The organism is Streptomyces hokutonensis, from assembly GCF_000376565.1.
Lineage (GTDB): Bacteria > Actinomycetota > Actinomycetes > Streptomycetales > Streptomycetaceae > Streptomyces > Streptomyces hokutonensis.
In genome coordinates, this window is sequence record NZ_BARG01000027.1 from 72664 (window position 1) to 84108 (window position 11445).

The following is an 11445-nucleotide window of genomic DNA, read 5'->3' on the forward strand; positions in this document are numbered from 1 at the left end:
GGGCGTCGGCGACCGACGACAACGCCGCTGGGGGTCCCCCCACGCCTTTAAGGCAGTGGGGGAGTGCGTGCCACACCCCGCGTCTGCGGCATGATCCGCCGGACAGGCCCTAGGCCGGTGACGGAGACGCAGGCATCGTCGAGGGCCGCGTACGTGGCCGCCTTCGAGCACTCACGAAGTCGTACGCTCCAAAGCGGTACCGAACTCGAAGGCAGGAGCAGCAACGATGCAGTACGTGAAGCTCGGTTCGACCGGCCTGGACGTCTCGCGGATCTCTCTGGGCTGCATGACCTACGGACTCCCGGACCGCGGCACCCACGAGTGGACCCTCGACGAGGAGTCGTCGCGCCCGCTGATCCGGCAGGCGCTGGAGGCCGGGATCAACTTCCTCGACACCGCGAACGTCTACTCCGACGGCACCAGCGAGGAGATCACCGGCCGGGCGCTGCGCGACTTCGCCCGCCGTGACGAGGTCGTGCTCGCCACCAAGGTGCACGGCCGGACGCACCCGGGACCCAACGGCGCCGGACTCTCCCGCAAGGCGATCATGGCGGAGATCGACCACAGCCTCGAACGCCTCGGCACCGACTACGTCGACCTCTACCAGATCCACCGCGCCGACCCGCACACTCCCGTCGAGGAGACCATGGAGGCGCTGCACGACCTGGTGAAGGCGGGCAAGGTCCGCTACATCGGGGCGAGTTCGATGTACGCCTGGCAGTTCGCCAAGCACCAGCACATCGCCGAGCGGCACGGCTGGACCAAGTTCGTGTCCATGCAGAACCACTACAACCTCCTCTACCGCGAGGAGGAGCGCGAGATGCTGCCGCTCTGCGCGGACCAGGGCGTCGGCGTGCTGCCCTGGAGCCCGCTGGCCCGGGGCCGCCTCACCCGCGACTGGGGCACCACCACCGAGCGCAGCAGCACCGACAACTTCGGCAACCGCCTCTACCAGGACGGCGACCGGACGATCGTCGAGGCGGTCACCCGGATCGCCGGCGACCGGGGTGTCCCGCGCGCCCAGGTCGCCCTCGCCTGGCTGCTGCACCAGGGCACGGTGGCCGCACCGATCATCGGCGCGGCCAAGCCGCAGCACATCGAGGACGCCGTCGCCGCCGTCGAACTGGAGCTGAGCGACAAGGAGATCGAGGAGCTGGAGCAGCCCTACACTCCGCACGCGATCAGTGGTCATTCCTGACATATCGTCAACAGGCTTGTTCTCAGGCCGAGTTGACGCGAGGCGTCAGTGGGGGCCGTGCGGTGCGAACTCCGTGCCGCACGGCCCGGCTCCGGCGCTCTCATCCAGCGGCACCCGTTCGCCGCTCATCGTGATCGTGCGGTAGAAACTCCCGATCCGGTCGGCCGAGCGGCCCACGTAGTGACCGATGAACGAACGCCGGAAGCGGTCCGCGCTGCGATTGGGCTGCGAGCCGTGCACCAGGCTGCCGTTGAAGAACAGCACGTCTCCAGGTGCCATGTCGACCGGTACGGCGAAGAGCCCGGGCGGCGGGGGAACGTACTCGCGGGCGAAGGACACGCCGGGATCCGCCTCCTCCGGGCAGAACACGTCCATGCGATGGGTGCCGGGCACGACCTCCAGGCCGCCGTTCTCCCGGTCGATCTCGTCGCAGGCGATCCACGCGGCCACACAGGTGCCCGGCTCGGCCCGCAGATAGAAGTTGTCCTGGTGCAGCGCCTGCCCCCGGGCCCCCGGCGGCTTGAAGTAGAACATGCTCTGCGCGGCCAGCACCTCCTCGCCGAACAGGGTTTCCAGGACGTCCCGCAACCGCGGGTCCAGCAGGAAGCGCAGGGCGAGGTCGTCGATCTCGTGCGGGTGCATCACCCGCGGATATGCCAGCAGCGGATCGCCGGAGGCGCGCGGCGCGAAGTGGCCGGGCAGCGGACCCGCCGCGCGCAGCGCCGTGAACCGGTCGCAGAGCCGGTCGATTTCGTCGTGACTGAACAATCCGCGCGCGACCGTGAACCCGTCCTCCTCGAACGCGCCGATGTCCGTGGCTGTCATGCGGGACCTCCTCGGTGTGGTGTCACTCCACAGTGTCAGGAGGCCGGGCGCCCGCCTATTGGTTGGCCGTGAACGCTCTCATCGGTGCGGGAGTGGCAGGTGTCAACTCCCGTGGTGGCGCCGTGCGGTCGGGCCATCGGCCCGGCGGCTCGAACATGACCTGGGAAGACGGGAGGAGCGGCGAGGTGCCCGACCGGTGTGCCGGACACACCCGGCTGCCACCGGCCAATGGTTTTGGGATTTCCCGTGTGGATACGGTGGCAATCCCATAACGGACCCCATTGACGAATCGTCAAATGAAGGGTGCCGGAACGCAATGCACAAAACCTCGGAAGACCTTGTTCCGTCTCGCTGACCTGTGCAAAGGTGTGCCTGTCGGCGTGCGGACATTGGATGATTCCCCTCTGCACGCACGAGGCCGCTCCCGTACGCCACTCCCCTTGCTTCAAAAGAGCTGCCCCAGGCGGATGTTGGAGTTGCCGTCAATCGGACGGGCGGACCCTGTCGGCTCGTCGGCACAGTCGCATACCCGCCGGTATGGACTATATTCCGCGTTTCACCTGGAGGAATGCAGCCGTGACGGACCCAGGTCCCTCGAATTCCCCGACTTCCGCTCACCACTTCGAAGTGACCGACGAGCAGCTCAGCGCCGAGCTGAAGAAGTGGACGGGGACGACGCCAGCGCTGCAACCGGTCGGCGAACTGCTGGACCGGCACTGGGAAGCCGCCTTCGCCTATGCGGGGCTGTGCACCGACGGGCCGCACCACGCCGGAATGCTCACCACGGCCGCTTTCACCCGGCTCTTCGGGGAATCCCTCCGGCAGTCAGGACCGACCGCTGCCTGGCGTCCCCAGGTACTGGTGACCGTCCGCCGTATCGCCGCGGAATGGGACACCGACCGCCGGCAGGAAATGCTCCACCCCGACCTTCGCTCGGCGGCCGGCGACGGCGACCGCGTCGCGGCCCGGCTGCTCCCCGTGCCCGAACGTCGGCTGCTCTCCCGCGCGTTCCAGCGGCTGCCCCAGACCGCCCGCACCCTGCTGTGGCACCTCGAGGTCGAGAACGAGCCGGCCGCGACAGCCGCCGGACTCGTCGGCCTCGACGAGGAGGGCGCCCGCATCGAACTCGGCCGCGCCGTCGTCCGGTTGCGCGAGGAATGCCTCCTGGTCCACCGCGAACTCGCCCACAACGACGAGTGCCAGCTCTACATACGGCTGCTGGACGTCACCTTCCGGCGCGGCGGCGCCGAGGTCGACCCGGACCTCGGCATGCACCTCACGGTCTGCAAGCACTGCCGGCACACCGCCGACCAGCTCAACCAGTTCAACGCCGGACTCGGCGTGGCGCTCGCCGAAGCGGTGCTCGGCTGGGGGGCACGCGCCTACCTGGAGGTCAGGGCCGGCAGCCGCAACCTGCCCGCCCAGATGTCGTCCGCCTCCACCGAACTCGCCCTGCGCTCCGGCCCGCGCCGCGGCGAACTCAGATCGGCCCACAAGGCGGCCCGCCGCGTCCGCCGCCGCAACCTCACCGCGGCCGTGCTCACCGTGAGCGGACTGGTCGTCCTCCCGCTCGTGCTGTGGTCCGCCGGCGGCTCCGGCGGCGCCAAGAGCACCACCGAGAACCAGGCCACCGGCGCCTCCGGCACCGGCAAGGAGTCCGCCAACCCCTCCTGGGTCGGCGCCAACGACACCACGCAGGGCACGCTCAGCGGCCGCCTGCACAACGTGGACTCCGGCCTGTGCATCGGCATCGAGGGCAACAAGCCCCTCAAGGGCGCCGAGGCCGAACTGCAGACCTGCTCGTCGTCGGCCGGCCAGCAGTGGTCGTACGAGACCGACGGACAACTGCGCAGCACCGCCGACCCCGGCCTCTGCCTCGACTCGCACCTCGCCTACGAGGTGACGCTCGCCCCCTGCACGAGCGCGACCTCGGCGACCGCGAAGAACATCCGCTACGACTTCACCCTCCAGGGCATCCTCGTACCGCGCTGGAACCAGGACCAGGCGCTGACCCCCGCCTCCACCGACGGCGGCGGCGCGCTCGTCCTGAAGACGCGCGCGGACGGCACGGCGCAGCGCTGGGTCTTCGACACGTCCAAGGCCGACCCGCAGATGCAGGTCGTCAACTGGGACACCGACAGCACCGACTCGCCGACCGTCAAGAAGGCCACTCCGACGCCCACGCCCACCCCGAAGGCCACGCCCACGCCGACGCCGAGCGCGTCGACCCCGCAGCCCACGCCGACGACCTCCGCGCCGACCGACTACTGCGACTACTACCCGACCTACTGCTCGGGCGGCGGCCAGGGCGGCTGGGGCGGCGGATACGGCGGTGGGTACGGAGGCGGATACGGCGGTGGCGGGCACGGCCACTGAGCCTCAGTGCGGAGGGTGCGGCGGTGGCGGCGGCAGGGTCGAGATGCCCGGCGCCGCCTCCGGCCACACCAGCAGCACCGGACAGGGCGCGTGATCGACGGCGAACCGGACGGCGGGCCCGAGACTGTGCGGGCCCAGCCGGGCCCGGTCGCCGTCGCGGGCCAGCACCAGCAGATCGGCGTCCCCGGCGACGGCCACCACTTCCCGCTCGACCCGCCCGGCCCGCTCCAGCCGTTCGCACGGCCGCCCCAGCCGCTCGGCCGCCGCGTCCAGCAGCTCCGCCGCCGACGTACTGCCCAGATCCTCCAGCCGGGTCCCGGGATCACGCGCCGGACCGCCCCGCCCGAGCAGCCCGGCGAACGCCCCGTGCGCGAGACCGGGCACATCGGGCCCGCTGACATGCAGCAGCACCACCTCGGAATCCTCCGGCGCATGCGTCCGTACGGCATCCACACAGGCGGGCCAGGTGCCCTCGACCAGCCAGGCGATCACACGCATTCGGTCTCCCTCGGTGTCAGAGAACCTGGAGCGACACCCACAGTGCCACCGTCGCCGGGACGAGCGCCGACGGCACGGCGAGCAGCCCCAGCTTCGTGAACTCCTTGAGATCCACGCCGTGTTCGTGCTGATGCACGATCCGCCGCCACAGCAGCGTCGCGAGCGACCCGGCGTAGGTCAGGTTCGGCCCGATGTTCACCCCGAGCAGCACGGCGAGCACGGCCCCCGGCCCGGACTGCGCGGTCAGTGGCAGCAGGACCAGTACGGCCGGCAGATTGTTGATGAGATTCGCCAGTACGGCGGCCAGCGCGGCGATCCCGAGCAGGGCCGCGATCCCGGTCCCGCCGGGCAGGACGTGCCCGAGCGCGTCGGAGAGCCCGTTGTCCACCACCGCCCGCACCACGATCCCGAGCGCCAGCACGAACGCCAGGAAGGACGGAGCGGCGGCCCGTACGACCGTCATCGGGGTCGCCTGCCGCCGTAGCAGCGCCCGGCCGGCCATGACGAGCGCCCCCGCGAACGCGGCCCACGCCGGGTCGATGCCGATCGCCGAGGTCAGCACGAACCCGGCGAGCGTGCAGCCGACGGTCGCCAGCGCGAACACCGGCAGCTCGGGCGTGTCGCCGGAGGTGGGTGAGGGCGCGGCTGCCGCGAGGTCGCGGGCGAAGAATTTCCGGAACACCAGGTACTCGGCACCGATCGCGACCAGCCAGGGCAGCACCATCAGCCCGGCGAACCGGGTGAAGCTCAGGCCGCTCGCCGCGAACGCGAGGAGGTTCGTGAGGTTGGAGACCGGCAGCAGCAGCGAGGCGGTGTTCGACAGATGCGTACAGGCGTAGACGTGCGGCTTGGGGCGCACACCCATCCGGGACGCCGTCGCGAACACGACCGGTGTCAGCAGCACGATGGTGGCGTCGAGGCTGAGTACGGCCGTGATCGCCGAGGCCAGCGCGAACACCGCCGTCAGCAGCCGGCCCGGGCTGCCCTTCGCCCACTCGGCCATCCACGCCCCGCAGGCCCGGAACAGGCCCTCCACATCGCAGAAGTGGGCGAGCACCAGGACCGCGGCGAGGAACCCGACCACCGGTCCGAGCTGCTCGGCCTCCGCCCGCGCGTGGTCGAGCGAGATCGCCCCGGTGGCCACGGCGACCCCGGCGGCGGGGACCGCCATCACCGCCTCCGGCCACCCGAAGGGACGGACGACGGCCCACACCAGGACGGCGACGAGCAGGACGACGGACAGGGTTTCGGCGAGCGGGGTGTTCAGGGGACGGTCCTCCGGGACGCGGGCAGTGGTGCCCGCCCCATGTAACCAGGCCCCGGCGCGAAGCCCGCGCTCAGGCGCCCGTGCCCGCGCTGAACACCGTCAGCCGCACCGAGGACGAGTTGCCCGACACGGGCACCGCGCCGGCCGTCCACTTCACCTTCAGCGGGTCCTTCTCGTCGGGCGGGGTCACCACCAGCGTGGTCGGGGTCGCCGTCTTCGCGCCGCTGATCTCCGGGTTGGAGAAGGTCAGCCCCGCCCAGGCGCTCTGCCCCGGCTTCAGCGTGACCGTGGTGGCGGTGCTGCCCGTCTCGCGCACGGGGTTCGGGCCCAGCTGGGTGCCGGACGCGTTCACGAACGCGGCGCCGGGATAGCCGCGCACCGTGCAGGTACGGCCGGAGGAGTTGGTGAGGACGATCGGGAAGTTCTCCTGCCCGGCGCCCGGGTCGTTGCCGCCCACCGTGGCCGTCAGCTCGGAGGTGTGGCACCGGCTGCCGGTGGTGACGCCGGAGCCGGACGAGGTGGACGTGGAGGAACCCGACGAGGTGGAGGCCGAGTTCGAACCGGTGGCGGTGTCGGAGCCGCTCGACGAGGTGACCGGCGTGCCGGACCCGTCGGCCGAGGCGTCGCCGCCGGCGGGGGCGGCCGTACCCGACTGGGTCTGCGGGCTGCTCACCGTGCCGCTCCCGTCGCCGCAGGCCGTCGTCAGGCCCAGTACGGCGACCGCGCTCACGAGCAGGGCCGCCCGGCGCAGGGACTGGGACGTGTTCGCCATCTTCAACACTCCTGGAAGTTCACCCCACAGCGCCTCGCGCGCTGTCACAGGGGTCCGATGCGCGTGCGCACCGAAAGGTTCGCGGGATCGACGACTTTTTACGACAGTGACTACGACAGTGGATCAGGTGACCCGGAGCGAGCGGAGTATGCGCGCGGTCGCGTCGCCGCTGTGCTGTCGTATCTGGACGTACACCTGGGGCTGCGCGGCGCCGCCGACCAGGCGCAGCGCGGTCTCCGAGAGGGTGCCGGTGCCGCCCGAGCAGTCGCTCCAGGTGCGGATCGTGCCGCTCCACGTGGCGCTGGAGTAGGCGCGGCTGCCGTCGTAGTGGCAGCCGGAGTGCGCGATGGCGTCCACCTTGGTCGCCACGCTGCCGTGCTCGCTCAGGCCGACGAACACGCCGTTCACGTCAGCCGAGAGGTCCGGCCACTTCGCCAGGTCGTCGGCGACGGCCAACCCCGGTTCCTGCCCGGCGGTCAGTCCGATCGCGTGCGGATCCCAGCCCGAGTCGCGCAGCTGACGGCCCCAGGAGCCCGGCACCTCGACCACCACGCGCCCGGTGCTGTCCTTGACCGTCAGTACCGAACTCCCGGACGACGACGGCAGGTTGAGCACCGCGACGGCCGTCCCGGCGGCCACGACGACGAACAGTCCCGCCATCAGCGCGACCCCCCGGTGCCGGCCCCGCGGCCTGTGCACCGGGGCGGCCTCGGCGGCCAGCCGCTCCAGCTCCGCCGCGAACGCCCGCGCCGTCGGCCAGCGCCGCTCACGGTCCGGCTCCAGCGCCCGCAGCAGGGCCCGCTGCACCTCGGGGGAGAGGTCGGGCCGCAGCCGGTCCGGCCGTACGACCTGACCGGGCGCTCCCGGAACCGTGCCGGTGACCATCTCGTAGCCCAGCGCGCCCAGGCTGTACACATCGGCCCGCTCGTCGATGCCCGAGCCGGCTTGCGCCTGCTCCGGCGGCTGATAGCCCGCCGAACCAGCGGCCAGGGTCAGACCCGAGGCCTGCGCCAGGCTCTTCGCCAGGCCCAGGTCGGCCAGCAGGACCCGCGCGGTGCCGTCCGGGGCGGTGCGCAGCAGCACATTCGTCGGCTTGATGTCCCGGTGCACGATCCCCGCCTCGTGCAGCGCGGCGGCACCCCGGGCGGCCAGCGCGGTCAGCCGCAGCACCTCGGGCACGGGCAGCGGACCGGCGGCGAGCAGATCGGCGAAGGTGCCGGCGTCGGCGTACTCCATCACGAAGTACGGCCGCCCGTCGGGCAGTTCACCGATGTCGTAGACCTGCACCACACGGTTCGAACCGGCCCTGCGCAGCAGCCGGGCCTCGGAGAGGAAGCGCTCGTGGATGTCCATGCGGTGCGCCCAGTTCTCCGCGAGGACCTTCACGGCGACCGGGGCTTCGAGCTCGTCGTCGTGCGCGAGCCAGACCGTGCCGAACGCACCGCTGCCCAGGCGGCGTTCAAGGCGGTAGCGGCCGATCTGTTCGACGTAGTGCATGGGACTATCATGCCTGCTCGGAGATCGAGGCGGAGGAGTGGATCCAGTGCAGGACACGGCGCCGACCGAGGAGCTGGCCAGGCGCGCGGCAGCCGGTGACACGGCCGCACTCGACGCGCTGCTCAGGACGATCCAGCCCGACGTGGTACGGCGGTGCGGGCGGTTCCTTCCGTGCCGGGAGGACGCCGAGGAGGCCGCACAGGACGTACTGCTGCAAGTCGCCCGGAAGATCGGCACCTTCGAGGGCCGCAGCCTCTTCAGCACCTGGCTCTACACGGTCGTCGCCAACGGCGCCCGGCAGAAGTACCGCGAGCTGAAGCGGCGGGCCGCCGAGCAGCCGGCCGTGATCGACGTGTCGCAGCACGTCGACCCGCGCACCACGAGTGTGATCGCCGGGTCGAAGATCGACCTCCTGGAGGCGATCGAGCGCCTCGAGCGGGAGTCCCCGCACCTGGTCGAACCGCTGGTGTACCGGGACATCTGCAAGCTGGAGTACGCCGAGATCGCCGAGCGCCTGGGCATCCCGCTCGGCACGCTCAAGTCCCGGCTGCACGAGGCCCGCCGCCAGGTCAGGCCCTGGCTGACCGACCTCTCCTGACCCCGCTCAGTCCTCGTCGAACAGCGACAGCTCCGCCCAGATCGTCTTGCCGTCGGCCGTGTGCCGGCTGCCCCAGCGCTGGGTGAGCTGGGCGACCAGCAGCAGCCCGCGCCCGCCCTCGTCCCAGGTCTTGGCGCGGCGCAGATGCGGGGCCGTGTGGTTGGTGTCGGACACCTCGCAGATCAGCGTGGCCGCGTCATGGATGAGGCGGAGCCGGATGGGGTGCGCGCCGTAGCGGATGGCGTTGGTGACCAGCTCGCTCACCACCAGCTCGGCCGTGAACCCGGCCTCGCTGAGGTTCCAGGTGTCGAGCTGCTCGACGACCTGCTTGCGGATCGGGGCGACCAGTGAGGGATCGGCCGGGATGTCCCAGGTGGAGACCTGCTCGGCGGGCAGGCCCTGGGTGCGGGCCAGCAGCAGCGCCACGTCGTCGGCGGCACCGCCCGGCGGGAGCACGGCGTGCAGAATCCGGTCGCAGGTCTCGTCCAGGGAGTCCGAGGAGGCGTACAGCGCGTCGAACAGCAGCCGGTGACTGTCGTCGAGGTCCCGCTCGCGGTTCTCGGTCAGCCCGTCGGTGTACAGCGCGAGCACGGTGCCCTCGGGCAGCTCGAACTCGGCCGACTCGAAGGGCAGTCCGCCGAGGCCCAGCGGTGGTCCCGCGGGCAGGTCGATGTGCTCGGGCGGGCCGCCGGGCCGGATCATGATCGGCGGCGGATGTCCGGCGCGGGCCAGCGTGCAGCGCCGGGACACCGGGTCGTAGACCGCGTACAGGCAGGTCGCGCCGACCTCGCCGGGGCTGCCCTCGCCGCCGGCCTCCGCGGACAGCCGTACGACCAGGTCGTCCAGGTGGGTCAGCAGCTCGTCCGGGGCCAGGTCGATGTCGGCCAGGGTGCGGACGGCCGTGCGCAGCCGGCCCATGGTGGCGGAGGCCTGGATGCCGTGGCCCACGACGTCCCCGACGACCATGGCGACCCGCATCCCGGACAGCGGGATCACGTCGAACCAGTCGCCGCCGACCCCGGCACGCGCCGCCGGCAGATAGCGCGAGGCGGCCTCCAGAGCTGCGGTGCGCGGCAGTTTGCGGGGGAGGAGGCTGCGCTGGAGGGCGAGCGCGGTCTCGCGTTCGCGGGAGAAACGGCGGGCGTTGTCGATGCAGACGGCGGCCCGGGCCGTGACCTCCTCGGCCAGCAGCACGTCGTCCTCGGTGAACGGGTCGATCCGCCGGTACCGGGTCAGGACCGCCACGCCGAGGGTCACGCCCCGGGCCTGGATCGGTACCGCCATCGAGGAGTGGATGCCGTACTCCTGGACACGTCTGGTGCGGGTCCTGTCCCAGGCCAGCCAGAGTTCGAGGTCCCGGCCCGAGGCCACCAGGGTGCGGCCCGCGACCAGCGCGTCGGCCTGCGGGGACTGGTCGGGGTACAGGTCCGACTGGCCCGGCTTGGCGACGGCCTCGGGGCTGCCGTGCTGCACCGAGGTGTGCGCGGTCCGGCGCAGCCGCACCGGCGCGACGATCGCCGTCGGCAGCTCGCCGCCGTGCTCCTGCGGGTCCAGCAGGTCGATGCTCACGAAGTCGGCCAGGGCCGGCACGCAGACATCCGCGAGCTCCTGGGCCGTACGGGTGACGTCGAGGGTGGTGCCGATGCGCACGCTCGCCTCGTTGACGAGTTGCAGCCGCTCGCGCGCCAGGTAGTTCTCGGTGAAGTCGTGCGCGGCCAGACACACGCCCCGCACCTGGCCCTCGGCGTCGGTGATCGGCGCCATCCGGGCCAGCCAGGCGTGCGCGGCGTCCTCGCCGCCGGTGCGCATGTAGATCTGGAAGTCCTGGGCGGTGCCGGAGGTGAGCACGCGCAGCATGTACTGCTCCAGCTCCGCGCTCTGCGTCTTGCCGCCGATCTCGGTGATCCGCAGACCCTGGATGCGCTCCTCGGGCAGACCGATCACCTCGGCCATCGCGTCGTTGACCCGGCTCAGCCGCAGGTGCTCGTCGTAGACCGCGATGGCGCACGGCGACTGGGTCAGCGCGGCGGTCGCGAGGGGGTCCTCGTCGGCGCGGGGGCCGCCGCCCTCCAGCGGTGTCACGACGAGCCAGTCGCCCGGACCGCCGTCCCGGGGACGCCGGTGGTGGGCCAGCAGCCACACCGGCACGGCCCGGCCGTCCCGGTGCCACAGCGTGACCGTGCCGTCCCAGCGGGCACTGGTGGGAACCGGGAGGGCCCCGGTGCCACCGGCCAGCAGCCGTACGGCAGGGCGGCCCACGACCTCGCCCGCGGTGTGGCCGAGGAGCCGCTGTGCCCCCTCGTTCCACTCCACCAGAGTTCCGGCATCGTCGATGACAACCCGCGCCGTCGCGGCATCGTCGAACGGGTAGACCGGACTCATCCTCGCCACTCCATCGCGCGCACTCACAGTGA

At 71.7% G+C, this 11445-nt stretch carries 9 protein-coding genes; 3 read left to right on the plus strand and 6 right to left on the minus strand.

What is annotated here, in order from left to right:
* The first annotated feature begins 226 nt into the window (after positions 1-226).
* The gene (locus tag SSP08S_RS15515) at positions 227-1198 is read left to right on the plus strand and encodes an aldo/keto reductase (RefSeq protein ID WP_019068536.1); all 972 of its coding nucleotides are present in this window, start codon (positions 227-229) and stop codon (positions 1196-1198) included.
* A 45-nt stretch (positions 1199-1243) separates the two neighbouring features.
* Here SSP08S_RS15515 and SSP08S_RS15520 read toward each other — a convergent pair whose 3' ends face one another.
* Positions 1244-2023: a phytanoyl-CoA dioxygenase family protein gene (locus SSP08S_RS15520; RefSeq protein ID WP_019068537.1), complete on the minus strand. Its 780-nt coding sequence runs from the start codon at positions 2021-2023 to the stop codon at positions 1244-1246.
* Positions 2024-2599: 576 nt separating this feature from the next.
* Between SSP08S_RS15520 and SSP08S_RS15525 the strand changes: the two genes are divergently transcribed.
* Positions 2600-4399 (plus strand): ricin-type beta-trefoil lectin domain protein, encoded by a 1800-nt coding sequence (locus SSP08S_RS15525; protein ID WP_043259472.1) that lies wholly within the window; start codon positions 2600-2602, stop codon positions 4397-4399.
* A 3-nt stretch (positions 4400-4402) separates the two neighbouring features.
* On the opposite strand, the gene SSP08S_RS15530 is transcribed toward SSP08S_RS15525, so the two are convergent.
* The 4 genes from SSP08S_RS15530 to SSP08S_RS15545 form a co-directional block, all read right to left on the minus strand.
* A complete protein-coding gene (locus SSP08S_RS15530; RefSeq protein WP_019068539.1) occupies positions 4403-4897 on the minus strand; it encodes a universal stress protein in 495 nt (164 codons plus the stop codon).
* 16 nt (positions 4898-4913) lie between these two features.
* Complete coding sequence (locus SSP08S_RS15535) at positions 4914-6068, minus strand: SLC13 family permease (RefSeq protein ID WP_019068540.1); 1155 nt, start codon at positions 6066-6068, stop codon at positions 4914-4916.
* Positions 6069-6234: 166 nt separating this feature from the next.
* On the minus strand, positions 6235-6936 hold the full coding sequence (locus SSP08S_RS15540; RefSeq protein ID WP_019068541.1) for a DUF4232 domain-containing protein: 702 nt from the start codon (positions 6934-6936) through the stop codon (positions 6235-6237).
* A 123-nt stretch (positions 6937-7059) separates the two neighbouring features.
* Entirely contained in the window at positions 7060-8433 is a 1374-nt protein-coding gene (locus tag SSP08S_RS15545) for a serine/threonine-protein kinase (RefSeq protein ID WP_019068542.1), read from the minus strand.
* Positions 8434-8479: 46 nt separating this feature from the next.
* Between SSP08S_RS15545 and SSP08S_RS15550 the strand changes: the two genes are divergently transcribed.
* Positions 8480-9031, plus strand: a complete 552-nt coding sequence (locus SSP08S_RS15550; RefSeq protein WP_019068543.1) for an RNA polymerase sigma factor — start codon at positions 8480-8482, stop codon at positions 9029-9031.
* Positions 9032-9037: 6 nt separating this feature from the next.
* Here the strand turns inward: SSP08S_RS15550 and SSP08S_RS15555 are convergent, their stop codons facing one another.
* Positions 9038-11413: a SpoIIE family protein phosphatase gene (locus tag SSP08S_RS15555; protein WP_019068544.1), complete on the minus strand. Its 2376-nt coding sequence runs from the start codon at positions 11411-11413 to the stop codon at positions 9038-9040.
* Positions 11414-11445 lie beyond the last annotated feature (32 nt).

Excerpts from the sequence above, each read along its gene's own strand:
- SSP08S_RS15520 (WP_019068537.1), bottom strand. The coding sequence starts at position 2,023 with ATGACAGCCACGGACATCGGCGCGTTCGAGGAGGACGGGTTCACGGTC.
- SSP08S_RS15545 (WP_019068542.1), bottom strand. The coding sequence starts at position 8,433 with ATGCACTACGTCGAACAGATCGGCCGCTACCGCCTTGAACGCCGCCTG.
- SSP08S_RS15515 (WP_019068536.1), top strand. The coding sequence starts at position 227 with ATGCAGTACGTGAAGCTCGGTTCGACCGGCCTGGACGTCTCGCGGATC.
- SSP08S_RS15535 (WP_019068540.1), bottom strand. The coding sequence starts at position 6,068 with ATGGCGGTCCCCGCCGCCGGGGTCGCCGTGGCCACCGGGGCGATCTCG.
- SSP08S_RS15555 (WP_019068544.1), bottom strand. The coding sequence starts at position 11,413 with ATGAGTCCGGTCTACCCGTTCGACGATGCCGCGACGGCGCGGGTTGTC.
- SSP08S_RS15540 (WP_019068541.1), bottom strand. The coding sequence starts at position 6,936 with ATGGCGAACACGTCCCAGTCCCTGCGCCGGGCGGCCCTGCTCGTGAGC.
- SSP08S_RS15530 (WP_019068539.1), bottom strand. The coding sequence starts at position 4,897 with ATGCGTGTGATCGCCTGGCTGGTCGAGGGCACCTGGCCCGCCTGTGTG.